18 protein-coding genes are annotated in these 20,422 nt (G+C 65.1%); 11 read left to right on the top strand and 7 right to left on the bottom strand.

Annotated elements, in window-relative coordinates:
* Nucleotides 1–150 precede the first annotated feature (150 nt).
* Complete coding sequence (locus AC1DVS_RS22995) at nt 151–1,125, bottom strand: quinone oxidoreductase family protein (protein ID WP_478026708.1); 975 nt, start codon at nt 1,123–1,125, stop codon at nt 151–153.
* A 121-nt stretch (nt 1,126–1,246) separates the two neighbouring features.
* Here AC1DVS_RS22995 and AC1DVS_RS22990 point away from each other — a divergent pair, with 121 nt between their 5' ends.
* Together AC1DVS_RS22990 and AC1DVS_RS22985 are read left to right on the top strand one after the other, a co-directional pair.
* The gene (locus AC1DVS_RS22990; protein ID WP_478026706.1) at nt 1,247–2,671 is read left to right on the top strand and encodes an aldehyde dehydrogenase family protein; all 1,425 of its coding nucleotides are present in this window, start codon (nt 1,247–1,249) and stop codon (nt 2,669–2,671) included.
* A gap of 5 nt (nt 2,672–2,676) precedes the next feature.
* A complete protein-coding gene (locus AC1DVS_RS22985; RefSeq protein WP_478026705.1) occupies nt 2,677–3,522 on the top strand; it encodes an ATP-grasp domain-containing protein in 846 nt (281 codons plus the stop codon).
* On the opposite strand, the gene AC1DVS_RS22980 is transcribed toward AC1DVS_RS22985, so the two are convergent.
* On the bottom strand, nt 3,519–3,797 hold the full coding sequence (locus AC1DVS_RS22980; protein WP_478026704.1) for a helix-turn-helix domain-containing protein: 279 nt from the start codon (nt 3,795–3,797) through the stop codon (nt 3,519–3,521). The two genes, AC1DVS_RS22985 and AC1DVS_RS22980, sit on opposite strands and share 4 nt — an antisense overlap.
* A gap of 72 nt (nt 3,798–3,869) precedes the next feature.
* Here AC1DVS_RS22980 and AC1DVS_RS22975 point away from each other — a divergent pair, with 72 nt between their 5' ends.
* Nucleotides 3,870–4,235 carry a VOC family protein gene (locus AC1DVS_RS22975; protein ID WP_478026702.1) on the top strand — a complete coding sequence of 122 codons (366 nt, stop codon included), beginning with the start codon at nt 3,870–3,872 and terminating at the stop codon, nt 4,233–4,235.
* Nucleotides 4,236–4,248: 13 nt separating this feature from the next.
* On the opposite strand, the gene AC1DVS_RS22970 is transcribed toward AC1DVS_RS22975, so the two are convergent.
* The 3 genes from AC1DVS_RS22970 to AC1DVS_RS22960 all read right to left on the bottom strand — a co-directional run bounded on the left by AC1DVS_RS22970 (nt 4,249) and on the right by AC1DVS_RS22960 (nt 7,033).
* The gene (locus tag AC1DVS_RS22970; RefSeq protein WP_478026701.1) at nt 4,249–4,581 is read right to left on the bottom strand and encodes a GFA family protein; all 333 of its coding nucleotides are present in this window, start codon (nt 4,579–4,581) and stop codon (nt 4,249–4,251) included.
* 122 nt (nt 4,582–4,703) lie between these two features.
* Complete coding sequence (locus tag AC1DVS_RS22965) at nt 4,704–5,468, bottom strand: hypothetical protein (RefSeq protein WP_478026699.1); 765 nt, start codon at nt 5,466–5,468, stop codon at nt 4,704–4,706.
* Nucleotides 5,469–5,902: 434 nt separating this feature from the next.
* Complete coding sequence (locus AC1DVS_RS22960) at nt 5,903–7,033, bottom strand: AI-2E family transporter (protein ID WP_478026869.1); 1,131 nt, start codon at nt 7,031–7,033, stop codon at nt 5,903–5,905.
* A 182-nt stretch (nt 7,034–7,215) separates the two neighbouring features.
* On the opposite strand from AC1DVS_RS22960, the gene AC1DVS_RS22955 reads away from it, so the two are divergent.
* Both AC1DVS_RS22955 and AC1DVS_RS22950 read left to right on the top strand, forming a co-directional pair.
* Entirely contained in the window at nt 7,216–8,682 is a 1,467-nt protein-coding gene (locus AC1DVS_RS22955; protein WP_478026698.1) for an FGGY family carbohydrate kinase, read from the top strand.
* Nucleotides 8,683–8,706: 24 nt separating this feature from the next.
* Complete coding sequence (locus AC1DVS_RS22950) at nt 8,707–9,432, top strand: SIMPL domain-containing protein (RefSeq protein WP_478026696.1); 726 nt, start codon at nt 8,707–8,709, stop codon at nt 9,430–9,432.
* Between the two features lie 6 nt (nt 9,433–9,438).
* Here AC1DVS_RS22950 and AC1DVS_RS22945 read toward each other — a convergent pair whose 3' ends face one another.
* Together AC1DVS_RS22945 and AC1DVS_RS22940 are read right to left on the bottom strand one after the other, a co-directional pair.
* Nucleotides 9,439–10,263, bottom strand: coding sequence for a class I SAM-dependent methyltransferase (locus AC1DVS_RS22945; RefSeq protein WP_478026695.1), 825 nt, complete (start codon nt 10,261–10,263; stop codon nt 9,439–9,441).
* 99 nt (nt 10,264–10,362) lie between these two features.
* Nucleotides 10,363–12,069: a class I adenylate-forming enzyme family protein gene (locus AC1DVS_RS22940; RefSeq protein ID WP_478026867.1), complete on the bottom strand. Its 1,707-nt coding sequence runs from the start codon at nt 12,067–12,069 to the stop codon at nt 10,363–10,365.
* Nucleotides 12,070–12,258: 189 nt separating this feature from the next.
* On the opposite strand from AC1DVS_RS22940, the gene AC1DVS_RS22935 reads away from it, so the two are divergent.
* From AC1DVS_RS22935 to AC1DVS_RS22910, 6 genes are all read left to right on the top strand, one after another.
* Nucleotides 12,259–13,491 carry a serine hydrolase domain-containing protein gene (locus AC1DVS_RS22935; RefSeq protein WP_478026693.1) on the top strand — a complete coding sequence of 411 codons (1,233 nt, stop codon included), beginning with the start codon at nt 12,259–12,261 and terminating at the stop codon, nt 13,489–13,491.
* A gap of 60 nt (nt 13,492–13,551) precedes the next feature.
* A complete protein-coding gene (locus AC1DVS_RS22930) occupies nt 13,552–15,582 on the top strand; it encodes a 3-hydroxyacyl-CoA dehydrogenase NAD-binding domain-containing protein (RefSeq protein WP_478026692.1) in 2,031 nt (676 codons plus the stop codon).
* Entirely contained in the window at nt 15,582–16,904 is a 1,323-nt protein-coding gene (locus AC1DVS_RS22925; RefSeq protein WP_478026690.1) for an amidase family protein, read from the top strand. The genes AC1DVS_RS22930 and AC1DVS_RS22925 overlap by 1 nt, the downstream gene beginning before the upstream one ends.
* Nucleotides 16,901–18,085, top strand: coding sequence for an acyl-CoA dehydrogenase family protein (locus AC1DVS_RS22920; protein WP_478026689.1), 1,185 nt, complete (start codon nt 16,901–16,903; stop codon nt 18,083–18,085). The genes AC1DVS_RS22925 and AC1DVS_RS22920 overlap by 4 nt, the downstream gene beginning before the upstream one ends.
* 81 nt (nt 18,086–18,166) lie before the next feature.
* On the top strand, nt 18,167–19,294 hold the full coding sequence (locus tag AC1DVS_RS22915; protein ID WP_478026688.1) for an acyl-CoA dehydrogenase family protein: 1,128 nt from the start codon (nt 18,167–18,169) through the stop codon (nt 19,292–19,294).
* A complete protein-coding gene (locus AC1DVS_RS22910) occupies nt 19,294–20,184 on the top strand; it encodes an acyl-CoA thioesterase (protein WP_478026686.1) in 891 nt (296 codons plus the stop codon). Before AC1DVS_RS22915 ends, AC1DVS_RS22910 begins: the two co-directional genes overlap by 1 nt.
* Nucleotides 20,185–20,422 lie beyond the last annotated feature (238 nt).

Genomic DNA, 20,422 nt, shown 5'->3' with positions numbered 1-20,422 from the left:
TTCCTCCCCGGAACGGGGAGGGGGACCATTTGCCACTTCTGGCGAATGGTGGAGGGGCTTGGAGCGAGGCCACGTCGCCGCGCTCCAAGCCCCTCCACCACCCGCCTAAGAAGGCGGGCGGTCCCCCTCCCCGTTCCGGGGAGGAACAAGTTAGGGAAGAAGCACCGTCGAGCCCCTGGTCTGCCCGGCCTCGAGCGCGCGGTGCGCATCTGCCGCATCTTCGAGCTCGAAGGTCTGGCCGATTTCGGGGAGGATCGCGCCGTTGGCGAGCATCTCGAACAGGCGGTCGACTCCGGCCTGGCGTTCCTCGGAGGTGACGTAATAATCGAACAGGGTTGGTCGGCTGACGAAGAGCGAGCCCTTGGTCGACAGGATACCGAGCGCGACGCCGTCGACCGGGCCGCTGGCGTTGCCATAGCTGACGATCAGCCCGCGTGGCGCTGCTGAATCGAGCGAGACTGGCCATGTCGCCTTGCCGACACCATCGAGGATCACGGGCACGCCCTTGCCGCCAGTGAGGGCGCGGACTTCCTTCGCGACATCGACCTGTTTGTGGATCAGGACATGGTCAGCACCCGCGGCTTTTGCCTGGGCTGCTTTGTCCTCCGTGCCAACGGTGCCGATCACGGTTGCGCCGATATGCTTGAGCCAGCCGACCAGGATATGGCCGACGCCGCCGGCCGCGGCATGGACGAGTACCGTCTGGCCGGGCTGAACCTTTGCGCAGCGTTCGACCAGGAACTCGGCGGTGCAGCCCTTGAGCAGCAGCGCGGCCGCGGTGCGATCGTCGACTGAGTCGGGGATCTTCAGCATCTGCGCGGCCGGCAGGTTCCGCTCGGTCGCATAGGCGCCGCGGACCGGGCCGAAGGTGCCGACGCGGTCACCCACCGCGAGTTCGGTCACGCCTTCGCCGAGCGCCTCGACCACGCCGATCGATTCGCTGCCCAGGCCGCTCGGCAGCGGCGACGGGTAGAGGCCGGTTCGGAAATAGACGTCGATATAGTTGAGCCCGACCGCCGTCGTACGGACGCGGACCTCGCCGGGGCCGGGATCGGGGAGATCGACATCGCCCCATAAAATCACCTCGGGTCCGCCGGTCTGCTCGATCCGTGCAACGCGCGCCATATGTCGGTCTCCTGCTGGGGTGGGTTGCAGATAGTCATTACGTTTCAGGTTGCAACGCTTCACGTTGCCCGCCATCTAGGCTGCTCTACCGTACCGCAGGTTCAAAAAATTGGAGGCGAGGATGAAGAGCTACCTCAAGCATTATATCGACGGCGCATGGGTCGAGAGCGAGGGCGGCAAGCGCCATGAGGTGATCGATCCCGCCACCGAGCAGCCCTGCACCGAGATCACCCTTGGCTCCGCCGCCGATGTCGACAAGGCAGTCGCCGCGGCCCGGCGGGCGTTCGAGACATATTCACAGACCACAGTCGCTGAGCGCGCGGCGCTGCTCGGCCGGGTGATCGAGGAGTATAAGGCGCGCATTCCCGACCTTGCCGCCGCGATCAGCCAGGAAATGGGCGCGCCGATCGGCTTCGCGACCGCCGCGCAGGCACCGACTGGGCTTGGCCACTTCCTCTCCACTCTGAAGGCGCTGAACGACTTCCAGTTCGAGGAGCGGCTCGGCCGTGCCCGCGTGGTGCATGAACCGCTCGGTGTCGTCGCGATGATTACGCCGTGGAACTGGCCGCTCAACCAGATCTGCGCGAAGGTCGCCCCGGCGCTGGCCGCCGGCGACACGATGGTGCTGAAACCGAGCGAGGAATCGCCGGCCTGCGCGATGATCCTGGCTGAGGTGCTTGAGAAAGCGGGCGTGCCTGCCGGCGTGTTCAACCTGATTAATGGCGACGGGCCGGGCGTCGGTGCGGCGTTGTCGAGCCATAAGGATGTCGACATGGTGAGCTTCACCGGATCGACACGCGCAGGAATTGCGGTGGCGCAGGCAGCCGCTGCGACGGTCAAGCGCGTCCATCAGGAGCTGGGCGGCAAGGCGCCGAACCTGGTGCTGGAGGGCGCCGATCTTGCCGCCGTGCTGCCGCCGACGGTGGCGGGCGTGCTCGCCAATTCCGGCCAGAGCTGCATCGCCCCGACGCGCCTGCTGGTGCACAGCTCGCAGGTCGGCGAGGCGACTCAGATCGTGAAGACGATGATGGAGGCGACCCAGGTCGGCGATCCTGCAGTGATGGGCGCGCATATCGGGCCGGTCGTGAACAAGGCGCAATATGAGAAGATCCAGGGCCTGATCCAGTCGGCGATCGACGAGGGCGCGACGCTCGTCACCGGCGGCACGGGGCGGCCCGATGGGCGGAACGCCGGCTTCTTCATCAAGCCGACGCTGTTCACCGACGTGACCGCGGGCATGCGGATCGCTCAGGAGGAGACGTTCGGGCCGGTCGCGACGATCACCGCCTATGAGAGCCAGGACGAGGCGGTGCGGATCGCCAACGACACACCCTATGGCCTCTCCGCCACCATCTCGGGCGATCCAGCCGCTGCCGCCAAAGTGGCGCCGCGGCTGCGCGCCGGGCTGGTCACGATCAATTCCTGGGCGCCCGATGGCGCCGGGCCGTTCGGCGGCTACAAGCAATCGGGCAATGGCCGCGAGGGCGGGAAATATGGGCTGACCGACTTCATGGAAGTGAAGACGATCGTCGGCGAACCTGCCTGACGGGCATGACGCGCCGCATCGCTGTCCTGATGCCCGCCGCCGACAGTGAATATGGCGCTGCGGCGGCGACGATCCTCGACCAGTATCGCGACGCCTTTGCCGCGCGCGATATGATGCTCGACGCCCGGCCCTGGGATCTGGGGCCGGGCGACAGCGAGGATGGTGGGGCGACGCTGGCGCTGTTCGCCTGGGGCTATCATCTCGACGTGGCGCGCTGGGAGGCGATGCTGGCGGCGTGGCCGGGGGAGCGGCCCTTGTTCAACTCGCCGCGCCTGCTCGCCTGGAATACGCGGAAGACCTATCTGCTCGAATTGGAGGCGAAGGGTATCCCGATCGTGCCGAGCCGGTTTGGGGACGCCGATGCAGCGGCAGTTTCGGCTGCGTTCGCGGCGTTCGGTACCGATGAGCTGGTCGTGAAGCCGCAAGTCTCCGGCGGCAGCTACCGCACCGTCAGGCTGCGTCGTGGCGAGCCCGTGCAGCCGCTCGACGATGCCATCATCCAGCCCTTCATCCCTGCGGTATCGGATGAGGGCGAGCTCTCCTTCCTCTTCATCGGCGGGGTCTTCAGCCATGCAGTGCGCAAGGTGGCGAAGCCGGGCGACTTTCGCATCCAGCCGCAATTCGGCGGCATCTTCACCCGCTTCGAGCCTGAGCCTCCGCAGCTTGCGCTGGCTGAAAGGGTGATCGCGGCGCTTCCGGAGCCGTCGCTTTATGCCCGCGTGGACCTGTTGCGGATCGCCGATGGCAGTCTTGCCCTGATGGAGCTGGAGGCGATCGAGCCCGATCTCTACCCGGATATGGCGCCCGAGGTTCCTGCGCGCCTCGCGGATGCGGTGGGAGACCTGCTCTAGCGCCGCCACGGCCGAAGTGGGCGATAGATCGCGGCCTCATTCTCTGTCCGTCGCAGCACTTCGATCAGCCGCCGCCGCTCAAGATGCGCGACAGCCGCCTGGCAGGAGCGCCGCGACAGCCCGGTCCGCTCCGCGATCGTCGCATAGCTGAGCGCCTCGCCATCGCTCGCCTCAATCAGCAGATAGACGAGGAACGCCGAGGGCCGGCGATCATGGCCGACCAGATCGCCCATCAGGGTTTCGATCACATAGCGATCAAGCGGCATGGTATTCATTGCTATGGCAATGCCTGCACCCCTCCCCCGCCGCAAGCCCGAACGGTAAAACCTCGCCATCAGGAGGCGATGATGATCAAGATGCTGAAGTTCGTGAGCATCCCGACCAGGGACCAGGAGCGTGCGCTGGATTTCTGGACGACGAAGATGGGATTCCGCGTGGTGACCGATCAGCCGATGGGCGCAACCCAGCGCTGGATCGAGCTCGGTATTCCCGGCGCCGAGACCGGCGTGGTGCTGTTCACGCCCGAAGGCCATGAGGACCGGATCGGCAGTTTTTTCAACGGCTCCTTCGCCTGCGACGATGTGGACTATAGTTATCGCCAGCTGAGCGAGCGTGGAGTTGTCTTCGACGGACCGCCCGAGAAAGAGCCATGGGGCACTTACGCGAAGTTCCGCGATCCCGATGGGAATCAGTTCGTTCTATCGAGTCGGTAGGGCGCTCAACCCCTTAATCAGCGTTGTCGAATTTTCTGACCTCGATGGCGCTTTCGTCGAAACCATCGAGCAAGCGTGCATTGATACCCATCTTGCCGAAATCTTGTCCAAGGGTCTCCCAGTGAGTCCCGCAGCCGCAGATCGGGCAGTGGTGAATGCCGATCATCTTGTCGCCCCAGATATAGGCTTTGGTTTCGCCTGAAATGCGCACCTGGTCCGGCGGGAAATACGCCACACGCCATGCGGTCCGGCGACAGAGCGAGCAGTTACAGTCTGCCACCCAAGCGGGTTCGCTCGGTATTTCGATTCGCACATTGCCGCAGTGGCAGCTTCCCTGAACGCTCATAGCGACTTTTAAGCGCGGGTTTTGAGTGGCTGCAAGGGCTGCGTTAGCCGATCCCGTTCAGATGCCGGGCAGGATGTCTCGCGCGGCTTTCACCGCGCGAGTTAATCCACCGCACTCAACCCTCAGTCGCCGACCACTTCTTCGCTCGTGATCGGCGTGGCGGGCGCGGCGAACCGGCGTGGCCGGAAGCGGCGCCAGGCAAGCCATGCGAGCAGCAGGAGGATGCCGGGCGGGCCGCAATAGGCAAGCAGGCCGAGCAAGATGGCGATCGTCACCTGGGCCGAGCCGATCGCGGTATCAGCCGCGCTGGTCAGCGGAGCGCTGGTATCGAAGCCGCGGACCGCTTTGCCGGACCCATAGTCGAACACCATCGGCGTATCTGCCAGGCTCTCGCGGTGCTGGGCTGTGCTGTCATTGGCTGCACTGATGGTCTGGGCGGCTGCTGCACGCTGACGCTGCAGTTCGGCGCGCTCTTCCTGCGAGAGTTTCGGCTTGGCCAGTTCGGCATCGAGCCGTTTCAGCTCGTCCTCTGCGCGGGCGTGCTGGATCTTCAGGCGATCGATCTCGGCGCCAGCGTCGTTACCGGTGATCTCGGCATCGACCAAAGTACCCTCGGCTTTCTCGACCACGGCGATGCCGGCCTTGCCGAAAGCACGGGCAAGCGCCGGATCAAGCTTGAACGCAAGCATCGCCTCGACGTTGTTCTCGCCGAGCAGCCGGTAACGCATCCCGGTGATCCGGCAGCGCAGGACGCCGAGCTTCTCGCAGGCCTGGGCATGCGCCTCCTGCACGGCCGCAATGCTCGCTGATGGCAGGCGAAAGCCATAATGATAGGAGAAGGCGACGCCCGGCGCGGCGGTTACCCCGATCCCACCAGGTGCGGCCATGGCGGACGGAGCGGTCATTGCGGGCGGGCTGACGGCCGGGGGGCCACTCGGTGGCGCAACGTCCATGGCAGCTAGTGGCCGCTCGCTCGCTTCGGGAGCTCGGAAAGCCTGAGGGGGTGCAGGGGAGGCGTCGGGGTTGTTGGAGGAGAAGGACCGGTCGTTTCGATCGGGAACTTGGTTGCACGCCGCGAGGCAGAGGCAAGTCGTTGCCAGTAGCACGGTACGCATCATCGATCTCTCCCGCTTATTGATATGATACATCGTCACATACGTGAGTTATCGAGTCAATGGCGTCGATGAAGATCAATACGAGGCGACGAGAGCTGAAGGGCTGATCTGAACAGGGCGCAAAGCGTCATGGCGCTGCGTCGCAGAGCCTAGCCTCGCCTTACATATTCACGTGACTGGACGAAGGCCGTCAGCGCAGGGACAATTCACCCGGACCCGTCTTCGCCCGGCGCGACACCGCGCCACGCGCGCCCGCGCTGCTGCTGAGTCAGTGTGCCATGCTCGAACAGGAACCCGGCGATATCTGGCTTGCCCGCAGCCCCGATCACCGTCTGGATGATGATGAGCAGCGGCACCGCGAGCAGTGCGCCCGGCGTGCCCCACACCCATCCCCAGAAGCTCAAAGAAATGAGGATCATGATCGGGTTGATCGTCAGCCGGTGGCCGACGATGAAGGGCGTCACCGCATTCGCCTCGAGCAGATGGCAGCCGATCATGATCGCGGCCGGCAGTAGCGCGACCCAGATGTCCTGGAAGGTCATCAGCCCCGCCAGCGCGAGTAGCGCCGCAGCGGCGATCGGGCCGAAATAGGGGACATAGTTGAACAAGGCGACGATGCCGCCCCACATCAGCGGATAGGGCATGCCGATCAGCCAGAGCAGGAAGGCGATGACCAGCCCGAGCGACAGGTTGATGATCGTGATCGTGCCGAGATAGGCCGAAGTGTCGTCGACCACATCCTGGATCACCCGCGCCGTCGCCATCGCGCCGCCGAAGCTCGACCGGCTGGTGATGGTGCGCTTGCGCAGGCGGGTCCAACCCGAGAGGAAGAAATAGATAACAAGGATGCCGAAAAACACCTGGATGATCGCGCCCGGCGCCGAGGTCGCCAGCAGCTCGAGGATCGAATTCGGCGGGGCTACGGCTGTGGTTTGCGGGGCATGCACCGGGCCGGGCGATGCGAGGTGGCGCACCGTGCGGTTCACATATTTTTCGAGGCTCGAATAGAGTTCGAGCAACGGCGCGAGGTTCATCTGCACCCGGTCGATGCGCTGTGGCAGGTTGCGAAAGAACTCGGTCGCCGGGACGACGATCGCGGCAAGGGCGATGTTCGCGGCGACCAGGAACAGAGTCACGCAGGTCAGCGCCGCCAGCGCCGAGGGCACACGGTGCCGCTCGAGCCATTCGAGCACCGGCACCAGCGCGATCGCGATGACCAGTGCGGCAGTGGTCGGCAGGAAGAATTCGGCGCCTTCCTTCAGCGCAAAGGGCAGGCCGAGCATCAGCCCGATGCCGGCGATGAGGGTCAGCGCGGCCAGCAGCCGGTCACGGCGCATGGTGACGGTCGACTCCTCGGACGCCTCGCCATGCGCCAGCGGCAGGCCGAACGCGCCTTCGCCGGGGGTGCGCCCCTCGCCTGGGCCCGGATCGTCGGCCAAGTCTTTGCCCCTCGTTACAACCAAGTTCGCCCTATCCTAGCGGCATTCCCCTAGCCTGTAATCCCCGCTAGCTTTCTTTCATGTCCGAACTGATCCTTGTCATCGACGAAGGCACCACCTCCACGCGCGCGATGCTGTTCGCGCCCGATGGCAAGTGCCTCGCGACCGAAGCCGCTGAACTCACCCAGCATTATCCCGAGGCCGGCCGAGTCGAGCATGACGCCGGCGAAATCTGGGACAAGACGCTCGCTGTCTCGCGGGCGGTCATCGAGCGCGCGGGCGGTGCCGAAAAGATAGCCGCGATCGGCATCACCAACCAGCGCGAGACGATCGTGTTCTGGGATCGCGAGACTGGGGAGCCGCTCGGCCCGGCAATCGTCTGGCAGGACAGGCGCACCGCAGCGATCTGCCGCGATCTGAAGGACGCCGGCCATGAGCCGATGGTCCAGGCCAAGACCGGGCTGCTGCTCGACCCCTATTTCTCGGGGAGCAAGATCGGCTGGGCGATGGCGAACTGGCCGCAGCTGAAAGAGGCGGGCGATCGGCTCGCGGTCGGCACGATCGAGAGCTGGCTGATCTGGAAGCTGACCGGCGGCCTGCATATCACGGACGCCACCAATGCGAGCCGCACCGCGCTGATGGCGATCGGCAGCGGGCATTGGGACGACGGCCTGATCGAGCTGTTCGGCGCACCCCGCGCCGCGCTGCCCGAGATTGTCGATTGTGCGGGGCGTTTTGGCGAAACCACGCTGTTCGGCGCGCCGATCCCGATCTGCGGCATTGCCGGGGACCAGCAGGCGGCGACGATCGGCCAATCCTGCCTGGCGCCCGGCGACACCAAGGCGACTTTTGGCACCGGCGCCTTCGTCCTCACCCAGGCCGGCGCCACCCCGCCGACCTCACGCAACCGTCTGCTCTCGACGATCGTCTGGCAGCTCGGCGGGCGGCGCGCTTATGCGCTCGAGGGATCAGTGTTCGTGGCGGGCAGCCTGATCAAATGGCTGCGTGATGCACTGGCGCTGATCGGCACCGCGCAGGAGACCGAAGCGCTGGCCCGCAGCGTTTCCGACAATGGCGGTGTCTATTGCGTGCCGGCGCTTTCCGGCCTCGGTGCCCCTTGGTGGGAGGCGGATGCGCGCGGGGCGATCAGCGGGCTCAGCTTCTCGACCGGGCGGGCGCATATCGTCCGCGCGGCACTCGAAGCGATGGCGCATCAGGCGCACGACCTGAAGACAGCCTTTGCCGCTGACGGCATCGACTGGAAATGCCTGCGGATCGATGGCGGAATGGTCGCGAATGACTGGATGGCGCAGGACCTCGCCGACATGCTCGCGGTCAGCGTCGAGCGGCCGAAATTCGCAGAGACGACGGCGCTTGGCGCAGCGATGCTGGCGGGCGTGGGGAGCGGCTTGTTCAAGGGGCTTGAAGACGCGGCGGTGATGCGTGGCGCGGTGGATATCTTCGAGCCGGCAATCGCCGCCGATATCCGCGATGCCCGACTCGCCGGCTGGCAGAAGGCGGTGGCCAATGTGATCAAGGCGGCCTGAAAACAAACTGAGAGGAGCTGAGCGATGCTGCAGAAAAGCCGTGCGATCCTGGCGTTTGGCGCCGTCACGCTCCTCGCGGGATGCGGGCATCCGCCACGAGACCCGCGCGGCGTCGACCATGACGAGGTGCTGCTGCAGGTCCAGGCGAGCGGCACGGCCGATGCGCATCCCGACGAGGCCCGTTTCTCCGCCGGTGTATCGTCGATCGGCGCGACTGCGGTTGCCGCGACCGAGGCGAACAACGCGCATATGAACGCGGTCGTCGCGGCGCTCGGCAAGCTTGGCGTCGCCAAGGCGGATATCCAGACCCAGCAGCTGACGGTCTCGCGGATCGACTGGGGCGCCAACAAGAACAAGTTCGAGGCGAACAATGTCGTTTCGGTCCGCATGCGCGCGGTCGACAAGGCGGGCGCCGCGATTGCCGCGACCACCCAGGCCGGCGCCAATGTCCTGTCCGGGCCGGATCTGCGTGTCTCGGACGCCGAAGCCGGCAGCCGCACCGCTTATGCCGCCGCCTTCAAGGCAGCCCGGGCCCGGGCGGACACGCTGGCCGACGCCGCGGGCCTGAAGGTCGCCCGCATCCTTACGATCCGTGACGCAAACGGCTCAGGGCCACCCCAGCTGATGGCCGGGAACTTTCAGGTGGAGGACAGGATGGCCGGCGTGGTCGCACCTCCGCCGGTGATGGCGGGAACCAACACGACGCGCGCGACCGTCAATGTCGATTTCGCGCTCGGTCCCAAATCCTAGCCCAGGCTATTTTGTCGGCTTCACGAATTTGAGGGTCATTCGGTCGCTCTCGCCGATCGCGACATATTTCTCGCGATCCTTGTCGCCGAGTTGCAGGCTCGGCGGCAGGGTCCAAACCCCTTCCGGCCAATCATGCGTGTCCTGGGGGTTGGCGTTGATCTGACTCTCGCCGGCGAAGCGGAAGCCGGCGGCCTCCGCCAGCGCACGGACGGTGGAGACCTTCATATAACCGCTGCTCCGCTCGCGCCCGCTATCGGCATTCTCGGGCAAACGATGATCCTCGATGCCGAGCACGCCGCCAGGCTTCAGCATCGCGAAGATTTCCCGGAAGGCGGCAGCGCTGTAATCCAGCTTGTCCTCCCGCATTTCCCCCATCCGCCAGTTATGGACGTTGCGGAAGGTCAGCACCTTATCGGCGCTACCCGGCGCGACGCCGGTGCCACCAAGCGCGCTCGGGAAGTTCGCGCGGGCGACCTTGCCATAGGTCGCGGCATTCTTGTCGAACTTCGCTGCGATGCTCTCGATCGCACGCCCGGGCGGCGCCGCGACGGTCAGCCTGCCGCGCGCCGCAAGATAGGGCGCGAGGATCTCAGTGTACCAGCCACCGCCTGGCCAGATCTCGACCACCGAGTCAGTCGACTTGACCCCGAAGAACGCAAGCGTCTCGGCCGGGTGGCGGTACCGGTCGCGAGCGACATTGGCGGGGGTTCGAGTGGATGCCGCGACCGCCGCCGCTAGTGTCGGCCGGGCTTGCGGGGCTGGATTCGATATGGCTGCGGCACCGGCGAGAAACAGGGTGGCAAACGAAAGGGCGATGACCGGCCGGCGCATGGCATTGCTTCTCCTAAACGGCGCGATGCACCGGGACACATGATTGCGAATCCGCCGCGACTATAAGCCGGAAGGCGGTCCCTGCAATCGCGCTTGCCCTCAGGCGGCGACCCCGATCCGGTCCTCGAACAGGATTTTCAGATCCTTCTTCAGGATCTTGCCATTGGCGTTGCGCGGCAGCGTCTCGTGGACGAAGCGGATCGCGACCGGCGTCTTGAAGGCAGCGAGCCGCTCACGGACCCAGGCCTGAAGCTCGGCCTCGGTCGCGGTCATGCCGGGCGCGAGGTGGACGACCGCTGCCGGCTCCTCGCCGAGGGTGCGGTGCGGGATGCCGATCAGCGCGCAATCCGTCACCGCCGGGTGCGCGTAGAGGACATTCTCGACTTCGCTTGAATAGATATTCTCGCCGCCGCGGATGATCATGTCCTTGGCGCGATCGACGACATAGAGGAAGCCCTCCTCGTCCAGCCTGGCGAGATCGCCCGTCCGCACCCAGCCATCAATAAAGGTCGCGGCCGTTGCCTCGGGCTTGTTCCAATAGCCCTTCACAATCATCGGCCCGCGCGCCCAGAGCTCGCCGACTTCGCCTGTCGGCAACTCCTTTTCGCCGGCCTCGTCCATGATCTTCAGATCGGCCACCGCGACGGGCGGGCCGGCGCTGGTCGGGCGATTGAGATAATCCTCGCTCGAATGGCTCGTCACGGTGGCCATGGTTTCGGTCATGCCCCAGCCATTGCCGGGGAGCGCACCGAACTCGCTATGGATGCGCCGCACCAGCTCAGGCGCTGACGGCGCGCCGCCATAGGCAATCGCCTCAAGCGAGGAGAGGTCGTATTTGCCGCGATCGGGGTGTTCGAGCAGCTGCCACGCGATGGTCGGCACGCCGCCGGTGATGTGGACCTTTTCGCGCTCGATGATCTCCATCGCGCGGACCGTGTCCCATTTGCGCATGAAGATCAGCGAGCTGCCCGCTGCGATCGAGCCCATCATCCCTGCGCTGCACGCAGTGACGTGGAAGAGCGGAATCACCGTCAGCGTCGTTCGCGGCATGGGGGCGGGCATTGCCTCGCCGCGGCGGAGCAGCGAGCGGGCGGCGCTGTATCCGCTCGTCATGATGTTGGTCATCAAATTGCGGTGCGTGCCGAGCGCACCCTTCGGATGGCCGGTGGTGCCGCTGGTGTAGAAAATCGTCGCATCGTCGTCCGGGGCGATCTCGACCTGAGGCAAGGGCGCGTCGGGGAGCGCCGCATAGTCATGGGGCGTGCCGATCAGATCCTCGAGCCGCGAGGCCCTGCCATCGAGCGGAACCGAGGACCGTGCCACGATCATGCGTTCGACCGCGGGAAGCGCGAGGTCGTGCGCGCGGAGCCGCTGGTAACGCTCGTCGTCGACGATCAGCAGCCGTGCGCCCGAATCATCGATGCCATATTCGAGCTCGCCCGCAGTCCACCAGGCGTTGAGCGGCACCATGATCGCGCCGATGCTGGTGACGGCGAAGAAGATGACCGGCCATTCGGGCAGGTTGCGCATCGCCAGCGCTACGCGGTCACCTTTTTGGATGCCCATCTCGCGGAGCTTGCCGGCCAGCGCCGCCACCGCCCGGAAATTCGCCTCATAGCTGACGCGTTCGTCCTCATAGATGGTGAAGAGCCGTTCGCCATGCGCGCGCGACGCCTGGATCAGCCAGGCGAGCGATGGCGGCGCGTTCTTCCACACCCGTGTCGGCACGCCGTTGATGGTGAGCGTTTCCATTTCGAATCGCTCGCCCGGTGCCGTCAGTTTCGCCTCGACCTCAGCCAGTGACATTTTGGGCCATGACGGGTCCAGAGCGATGAGGGGTTCTGTATCCAAGACGCTTCTCTCCACAGGTGCCGAGGTTCAAAACTGAACATCGGGTTTGGCTTATCCGCCCCTTCAACCAAGGTTAGTGTTGATTCGTGCGCGGCTCAAGGCAATAGGGGGGCCACTGTTTCGAACCGGGGGTATGGACGGCGCATGAACATAGTCGCGAAGATTGCAAAGCCCGCATCGCATGGATTCGACGCTGCCCGACTCGCGCGAATCGATGCTTTTCTGCGGGAGCGCTATGTCGATTCGGGCAAGCTGGCCAATGCACAGATCCTGGTCGGGCGCGACGATGAGATCGTTCATTTCTCGAGCCTCGGCCTCGCACGCGAGGGCGGCAAGCCGGTCGATGAGACATCGCTCTTCCGAATCGCCTCGATGACCAAGCCGATCACCTCGATCGCCTTCATGGTGCTGGTCGAGGAAGGGAAGGTCGCAGTCGATACGCCGGTCCACCACGTGCTGCCCGAGTTCAAATCGATCGGCGTCTATAATGGCGGCGGCGGGAGCGTGCCGTTTCAGACCAAAGCGACCGCCGAGCCGATGCGCATGGTCGATCTGCTGCGCCATACCTCGGGGCTGACCTACAGCTTCCAGAATCGGTCGAACATCGATGCCGCTTACCGCGACGGGAAGATCGAGAACTGGCACGGCAATCTCGATCTCGACGGGTTTGTCGCGGCGCTGGGCCAGATCCCGCTGGAATTCTCGCCGGGCGAGGCATGGAATTACTCGGTTTCGACCGATGTGCTCGGGGCGGTGGTCGAGCGCGTGTCGGGGATGAAGCTCGCCGAGTTCTTCCGCACCCGCATCTTCGCACCGCTGAAGATGGACGACACTTTCTTCGCCGTGCCGGAGGAGAAGATCGACCGGCTGACCGATTGCTACACCTTCGTCCCCGGCAAGGGCCGGGTGATGTATGATCGCGGTGCAGAGAGCGCCTGGAGTCGGATGCCGAAGCTGGTTTCGGGCGGTGGCGGGCTGGTCTCTACGAGCCTCGATTATCATCGCTTCTGCCGCATGTGCCTGAACGGTGGCGAGCTGGACGGCGCGCGGATCGTCGGGCGCAAGACGCTCGACCTGATGACCCAGAATCACCTGCCTGGCGGATCTGACCTATCGACCATGTCGAAATCGCTCTTCAGCGAGGCGGCGAACGCCGGCACCGGCTTTGGGCTTGGCTTCGCGGTCAATATCGATGTGGCGCGCTCGATGATTCCGGGCTCGGTCGGGGAATATTATTGGGGCGGGATGTTCTCGACCGCGTTCTTCATCGATCCGGTCGAGCGGCTGACCATGGTGTTCATGACCCAGATGAGCCCGTCCAACATCTATCCCATCCGCCGTGAGCTGAAGACACTAATATATTCGGCGTTGACCTGAACCCGATCTTCTCGCCCCAGCAGGGCGCCACACCATGATTCAAGATTGCAGGAGAGTAAAATGACGTCCCCCATCCGCACCGAACGCCATGATGATGTGCTCGTCATCATCTCGAACAACCCGCCGGTGAACGCGCTCGGCGCGGCGGTGCGGCAGGGGCTCGACGCCGGCCTCAAGGAAGGCCTGGCTGATGCGAGCATCAAGGCGATGGTGATCCGCTGCGACGGCCGGACCTTTTTCGCGGGTGCCGACATCACCGAGTTCGGCAAGCCGTTCGTCGAGCCGGGTCTTCCCACCGTGGTCGACATGATCGAGGCTTCGGACAAGCCGGTGGTCGCTGCGATCCACGGTACCGCGCTTGGCGGCGGCTGCGAGGTTACGCTTGGCTGCCATTACCGGATTGCGGTGCCCTCAGCCAAGATCGGCACGCCTGAGGTGAAGCTCGGCCTGCTCCCGGGTGCGGGCGGTACCCAGCGGATCCCGCGTATTGCCGGCGTGCCGCTTGCCCTTGAGATGACCGCGAAGGGCGATCCGATTTCCGCGAAGAAGGCGCTTGAAGCAGGGCTGATCGACCGGCTCGCCGGCGAGGACAGCCTTGAGGCGGATGCGATCGCCTTTGCGCGCGAGGTCGCTGGCAAGACCCCCCTGCCCCGCGCCAGCCAGAAGGTCGCGGCGCCCAATCCCGAAGCGGTTGCCGCGTTCAAGAAGGAGAACGCCAAGCGCTTCCGTGGCTTCGAGGCGCCAGCCGCCAATATCGCCTGCGTCGAGAAGGCGTCGGACGGATCGAGCTTCGAGGAGGGTATTGCCTTCGAGCGGCAGGAGTTCATGAAACTGATGATGGGCGTGCAGTCGGCAGCCCAGCGCCATATCTTCTTCGCCGAGCGTCAGGCAGCCAAGATCGACGGCATCCCCGCCGATATCCAGCTCCGCCCGATCAAGCGCGTCGGCGTGATCGGCGCCGGCACGATGGGTGGCGGCATCTCGATGAACTTCCTGAGCGTCGGCATCCCGGTCACGATCGTCGAGATGAACCAGGAAGCGCTCGATCGCGGCGCCGGCGTGATCCGCAAGAATTACGAGGCGAGCGCCGCCAAGGGCCGGATGAAGCCCGAGCAGGTCGAGGCGGCGATGGGCGCGCTCAGCCCTACGCTCGATTTCGAGGCGCTGAAGGACTGCGACCTCATCATCGAGGCGGTCTATGAGAATATGGACGTGAAGAAGGAGATTTTCGGCCGGCTCGACACGATCGCCGAGCCGGGCGCGATCCTTGCCTCCAACACCTCCTATCTCGATATCGACGAGATCGCCGCCAGCACCTCGCGGCCCGGGGACGTGCTGGGCATGCACTTCTTCTCGCCAGCCAATGTGATGAAGCTGCTCGAAGTCGTGCGCGGCGCGAAGACGGCGCCTGACGTGCTTGCGACGGTGATGGGGATCGCCAAGACGATCAAGAAGGTCGCTGTGGTCGCAGGCGTCTGTGACGGCTTTATCGGCAACCGCATGCTGAAGCCGCGCCAGATCGAGGCGATGAAGCTGCTGATGGAAGGTGCTACGCCCGAGCAGATCGACCGCGTCCATGTCGAGTTCGGCATGCCGATGGGACCGTTCCAGATGAGCGACCTCGCCGGCGTCGATATCGGCTGGCACCGCGACCCGACGCGGATCGAGAATATCCGCGACGCGCTCGCCGCCGAGGGACGCTGGGGCCAGAAGACCGGCAAGGGCTTCTATGATTATGACGAGAAGCGGAACCCTACGCCCTCGCCGCGGGTGGCCGAGATCATCGAGGATTTCCGCGGCAAATCCAACATGGCGAAGCGCGAGATCACCGATCAGGAGATCATCGAGAAGACGCTCTACACGATGGTCAATGAAGGCGCGCTGATCCTCGAGGAGAAGATGGCGCAGCGGGCTTCCGACATCGATGTGGTGTGGATCTATGGCTATGGCTGGCCGGTCTATCGCGGCGGGCCGATGTTCTGGGCTGACACCGAGGGGCTCAAGAAGATCGTCGCCGGGCTGGAGAAGCATGGTTTCACGGTTGCGGCGCTGTTGAAGGACAAGGCTGAAAGCGGCGGGCGGTTTAACTAATGGGGAGCCGCTCAGCCCTCGAAACCGTCGCTGCGATCCGGTCGGGCGAGACGACCGCCGTGCTCGAATGCGAGGCGGCGATTGCCCGGATCGAGGAGCGCGACGGGCCGATCAACGCAGTCGTGGTCCGCGATTTCGATCGTGCGCGGGAGCAGGCGCGCGAGATGGATCGGCGCTTTGCCGCAGGCGATACAGCCCCGCTGCTCGGCGTGCCGATGACGGTGAAGGAGTCCTTCAACGTCGCCGGCCTGCCGACGAGCTGGGGCTTTGCCGAGCACCGCGACAATGTCCCGACCGAGGATGCGGTCGCGGTGAAGCGGCTGAAGGCGGCGGGCGCGGTGATCCTGGGCAAGACCAATATTCCTGTTGGCCTTGCCGATTTGCAGGCGAACAACCCGAATTACGGCCGCACCCGCAATCCGCTGAACCTCGACCGGGTTTCGGGTGGGTCCTCGGGTGGCGCAGCGGCGGCGCTCGCGGCGGGCATGGTGCCGATCGAGCTGGGCTCCGATATCGGCGGATCGATCCGCGTGCCGGCTGCGTTTTGCGGCGTCTGGGGGCACAAGACGACCTATGGCATGCTGTCGAGCAAGGGTCACAACTTCCCCGGCACGGACGGCGCGACGGTGGCGATGGGGGTGATCGGCCCGATGGCCCGCAATGCCGACGATCTCGCCGTGGAACTGGACGTCCTTTCGGATATCCCCCTGCCCCGCGCACCCCACCGTGCCGTGGGAGAGTGGCGCATATTGCTGATAACCGGCCATCCGCTCGCCCGGACATCGGCCTCCATCGCCGGCGCTCTCGAAGGCGTTGCACGCGCCTTTGTCGAGGCAGGTGCGCGGGTCGATCACGCAACGGATCTGCTCCTCGATCTGGAAGCGCAGCACCGCAGCTATATGCATCTGCTCAACATCGCGATGACACGTGGCGCAGCGACAGCGGATCGCCCTGCCCCGACGCTGGCCGAGTGGTTCGGCCTGCTCGACGATCAGGCCAGGTGCAAGCGCGCCTGGAACCGGCTGTTCGCCAGCTATGACGCGGTTATCGCGCCCACGCTCGGCAGCACTGCGTTCCCGCATGACGATACACCGCTGGCCCAGCGCCAGCTGATGATCGACGGCGATGTCACCCCTTTCGGCGTGCAGTTCGCCTTTCCCGGCCTCGCCACCTTCCCGATGCTGCCGGCGACATCGGTGCCGGTCGGCACTGATCCCGATGGCATGCCGATCGGCGTGCAGGTGATCGCCGACACCTATCAGGACCACACCGCCATCGCGGTTGCCCGCGCCGCGCACGACCTTGTCTGGAGCAAGCCATGACCGACCTCGATACCTTCCGCGCCGAAACCCGCGCCTGGCTGGAGGCGAACTGCCCGCCCGAGATGCGCGAGCCGGTGCGGTCGGAGAAGGACGCAGTTTGGGGCGGCCGCGACCAGAGCATGCTGACGCCGGCGCAGAAACTCTGGATGGACCGGATGGGCGCGCGGGGCTGGACCGTGCCCGACTGGCCCAAAGCCTATGGCGGCGGCGGCCTCAGCGCGGCCGAGACCAAGATCCTTCGCGAGGAAATGGCGCGGATCAAGGCGCGCAATCCGCTCAACAGCTTCGGCATTTCGATGCTCGGGCCGGCTTTGCTCAAATATGGCACCGAGGAGCAGAAGCTCGACTATCTGCCGAAGATCGTGCGCGGCGAGATCCGCTGGTGCCAGGGCTATTCGGAACCCAATGCGGGCTCCGATCTGGCAGCGCTCGCCACCTCTGCGGAAGACAAGGGCGACCATTACCTGATCAACGGCCAGAAGGTGTGGACCAGCTATGCCGACAAGGCCGACTGGATCTTTTGCCTCGTCCGCACCGACAAGACGACCAAGCAGGGCGGCATCAGCTTCCTGTTGTTCGACATGGCGAGCGAAGGCGTCTCGACCAAGCCGATCCTGCTGATCTCGGGCTATTCGCCCTTCTGCGAGACATTCTTCGACAATGTGAAGGTGCCCAAATCGCAGCGCGTGCACGCTGAGAACAAGGGCTGGGACGTCGCCAAATATTTGCTCGGGCATGAGCGCGAGATGATCTCGGGCATGGGCCTCGGCCAGGTCGGCGGCAATCCGCTGATCGACGGCGCGATCGCGACCATCGGGCTCGATCATGAGGGGCGGCTTGCCGATCCGTTGCTGCGCGCATCGATCGCAGTGTTCGAGGTGCGGTCCAAGGCGTTCGGAATGATGTCCGAGCGCTTCATCGACGAGCTCAAGGCCGGGCGTGCGCATCCCGCGCAGCCGAGCATGATGAAATATTACCGCACTGAGCTGAACAAGGCGCGACACGAGCTGATGATGGCGGCGGGTGGCTCCGACGCGCTCGAATGGGAGAGCGAGCGGTCCTCGGGTGGCGCCGGTGCGCGGGGATGGCTCAGGACCAAGGGGAACTCGATCGAGGGCGGGACGACCGAGGTCCAGCTCAACATCATCGCCAAGCGGATCCTGGATTTGCCGTCTGCGTAGCGTCACCGCGGCGTGACGAAGCACACCCCTTAGCAACCTAGCGGCCCCGGCCTTCGCCGGGGTGACGAAAGAGAAGACCAGATGCCTCTCTACCTCAATGACGAACAGACGATGCTTCGCGATACCGCGCGTGACTTTGTGGCCGAGCAGGCCCCTGTCTCGCATATGCGCAAGCTGCGCGATGCGAACGATGCCGCCGGCTTCTCGCGCGACCTGTGGAAGAGCTTCGCCGAGATGGGCTTTACCGGCATCCTGATCGGCGAGGCGGATGGCGGGCTTGGGCTCGGCCATGTCGATGCGGGCATCGTTCTGGAGGAGATTGGCCGCAATCTTTCCCCTTCGCCCTTTCTCGCGACCGCCGTTGCCGCGGTCGAGGCACTGAAGGGATCGGCGCAGGCGGCGCGCTGGTTTCCCGGCATCCTTGCAGGCGACACCATCGCCGCACTCGCGATCGACGAGAGCGCCAAGCACCGCGATTCGGTCGCGATGAAGGCCGAGCGTTCGGGCAATGGCTTCAGGCTTTCGGGCAAGAAACAGTTCGTCACCCATGGCCATGTCGCCGACCTGATCATCGTCGCCGCCCGCACGGCCGGTTCGGCTGATGACGCGAACGGCATCACCCTGTTCGCGGTCGACAAGGGGGCCGCTGGTCTCACAGCCGAAGCTGAACGCCTGACCGATTCGAGCATCGCCGCGCGCCTCGAGTTCGACGGCGTCGAGGTCGATGCCGACGCGGTGATCGGCGAAGTCGATGCGGGGCGTGACCCGCTCGACCGGCTGCTCCGCGCGGGCCGCACCGGCGCTTCGGCTGAGCTGCTCGGCGTTGGCGGCGGGGCGATGGACATGACGGTCTCCTATCTCAGGGAGCGCAAGCAGTTCGGCGTCGCGATCGGCAGTTTCCAGGCGCTTCAGCACCGCGCCGCGCATCTCTATTCGGAGATGGAAGTCGCGCGCGCCGCCGTGCTCAAGGCGCAGCAGCTGCTCGATGCGGGGGATGCGGGCGCGGATGCAGCGGTGTCAGTCGCGAAGGCGATGACTGCACTTGCCACCACGCTCAGCGTGCAGGAAGGCGTCCAGATGCATGGTGGCATCGGCATGACCGACGAATATGATATCGGCTTCTACATGAAGCGCGCGCGGGTGCTTGCCGAGATGTTCGGCGATGCGAACTTCCATGCCGACCGGCTGGCGCGCGCGGCGGGGTATTGATGGACGTCGGCACCCCCTTAGATACGACACCCGAGGCGCTCGCCCAGGGCCTGGTCGATCTGCTCGACGTCGAGGAGATCGATCGCGACCTGTATCGCGGCAAGCGCCAGCCCGGGGGCGAAGGCCGCGTGTTCGGCGGACAGGTGATCGCGCAGGCGCTTCAGGCAGCGCAGCGATCGACTGATGCGCCCAAGACCGCGCACTCGCTGCACGCCTATTTCATGCGGCCGGGGAACGAGAATTTCCCGATCATCTTCCGCGTCGTCCGCGATTTCGAGGGGCGCAGCTTCGCAACCCGGCGCGTGATCGCGATGCAGCAGGGCCAGCCGATCCTCAACATGGCGGCCAGCTTCCAGACGCCCGAGGACGGGTTCCACCATCAGGATGCGATGCCCGATGTGCCCGGCCCGGACGAGCTGCGATCGGAAGCCGAGTTGAGGAGCGAGATTGCGGACGAGATCCCCGAGCATTTCCGCCGCCATATGCTGCGTGGCCGGCCGATCGAGACCCGGCCCGTGCATCCGCGCAGCTGGTTCAACCCGACGCGTCGCGAGCCGAAACAGGATAGCTGGTTTCGCCTTGTAGCGCCGATCGGCGACGATGCGGCGATGCACCGGGCTATCCTCGCTTATGCCTCCGACATGTCGCTGCTCGGCACCGCCACGCTCGCCCATGGCGTTAACTGGATGACCCCGAAATTCCAGTCGGCGAGCCTCGACCATTCGCTCTGGCTCCATGAGGATTTCCGCGCCGACGAATGGCTGCTCTACGCCTGTGACAGCCCCTGGGCCGGGCATGCCCGCGGCTTCAACCGCGGCAAGATCTATACGCAGGACGGGCGGCTGGTGGCGAGCGTCGCGCAGGAAGGGCTGATGCGGCTGCGCGAATAGCAGCCTGGCAAACCGCCGATTCCGCCCTCAGCCATTGCCGCCCTCTGTTACTCCCCTGTTATCCCCTGTTATCTACGATATTTAATTTCTCTCCCCTGTTACCTGCGACCCGTGCTGGTATTTATTACGTGTTATGAATGACTTGCTCGTCATTTCCTGTTCTTCCGGAACAGGGGAGGCGCGGCCCGATAACAGGGGCTAACAGGGGCCTGTTCCGCCGGAGCAGAGGCGTTCAGAA

It is taken from the genome of Sphingomonas sp. P3_C5 (assembly GCF_056402635.1).
Note: the sequence above shows the minus strand (reverse complement) of the source record. Positions and strands in the feature narration are given on the sequence as shown.